This is a genomic window from Polaromonas sp. P1_E1_2 (genome assembly GCF_056406035.1).
The window spans coordinates 1-1,459 of sequence record NZ_JBFUAZ010000817.1 but is presented as its reverse complement, the minus strand read 5'-3'; the positions used below and the strand labels follow the sequence as shown (position 1 = coordinate 1,459).

General features: G+C 65.5%; 2 protein-coding genes. Both read right to left on the bottom strand.

What is annotated here, in order from left to right; all coding sequences use genetic code 11:
* Window positions 1-295: 295 nt before the first annotated feature.
* Complete coding sequence (locus AC1D1P_RS23205) at window positions 296-745, bottom strand: hypothetical protein (protein ID WP_477671474.1); 450 nt, start codon at window positions 743-745, stop codon at window positions 296-298.
* 149 nt (window positions 746-894) lie between these two features.
* Window positions 895-1,459, bottom strand: a 565-nt coding sequence (locus tag AC1D1P_RS23200) for an alpha/beta fold hydrolase (RefSeq protein WP_477674618.1), incomplete at its 5' end; no start/stop codon positions are given.

The following is a 1,459-nucleotide window of genomic DNA, read 5'->3' as shown; positions in this document are numbered from 1 at the left end:
GCGCGATGGTGTCTTCAAACGGCGGCGGGGCTGCCTGGGCAGAGCCCGCCACGGCAAATATCAGGCCGGCCCACAACAGCCGCGTGGCCAGCACACGCTTGCAAAAGCGTAGGAAAAATCTAGGGTTCATGGGGCCATCATGCCGCACATGGGCGGCCGGTGTCAGCATCAGTTGCGCTCCCAAAAAACATATCAGATGAAAAACGGTGAAATTGACGGGACGCTGGGCGCGGTGGACCCGTTGCAAAAGTCCCTGGCGGGGGCCGCACGGCTGACGGCAGCCGGGCTTGCCGCCCTACCTGCGGGGGTCTTGCAGCGCGCGGACACAGGCCAGAAAATGGTCCCAGCTGGTCTGCACTTCCTTCACACGCACGCCTTTGTCCAGCACTGCACCGCAGGCTGCTTCAGCGCGCCGCACCACCTTGGTCAATGCGCTGCCCGGCAAGGGGGGAATCTGCGCGCGCAGCGCGTCGGCTTTCGCCCGCATCTGCATGATGGCGTCCCTGGCCAGCGTCTTGTTGCCGGCGCAGGCAATCATGCCGATCATTTCCGCCATTTCACCAAACGCCGGATCCAGGTGCCAGGCCGCGGCCGTGCCGAGCGCCAGTACCCACAGGCGCTTGTTGCGTACAGAAGGTGCGTCTGCCGGCGCGCCCTGCAAGCTGGCGCCGGTAGCCTCCACGGCATCCTGGGCCGTCGGGCCGGGTGGCGTGGTGCCGGTCGCTGGGTGGGTGGGCTTGTTCATGGCGCTTTGTCTTGTATAGACAAGGCTGGATTTTGCCTGAGTGCTCCAGGACCCGGCAGCTGCCTGCGGCCAAGACCCGCTTTTCTTAGGGGAAAAGTGCCTGAAACCGTTTATGGACAGGCGCAAGCAGCTATCAAAAATATAGCGAATTAACTGTTTAGCCAGTCTGCGATGTGCCGGCACACCCAGCCGGGATCGTCGTGCGGCAGGTCATGCCCGGCCCAAGGGTGTTCGTGGTACGCGGCCTGCCAGGCTTTCGCCAGGCGAGAGGTGCAGCGCGGGTTCACCAGGTGGTCGGCCGCCGAAGACAGCAGCAGGGTGGGGCAGGTCGGCGGCGCGGCAATGCTGAAAGCCGCTGCGGCCACCAGCTGGCGCCAGGCATTGGCGGCGCTGACGGGCGCGTTTCGGCGGATATCGGTCCATGCGGCAATGTCTTCATCGCGCGAGGCAGTGTTGTTGCAGGTCAGCCGATGGATGATGCGTTCGGCGCTGTCTGCATCGCCCCAGCGCAAAGCCAGCAAGGCCAGCGGCAGCCAGTTGGCCGGGCGCAGGCGTTCGGTCACCCGGCCGTGGGGACGCATGCTGGTGTTGACCAGCACCAGCCGCGAGACTTCGCCCGGGTACTGCAGCGCCCAGTCGGCCGCCACCATCGCGCCCAGTGACATCGCCACCAGCCGATAGGGAGGCTGCAGGCCGTGGGCCAATAGCTGTGCC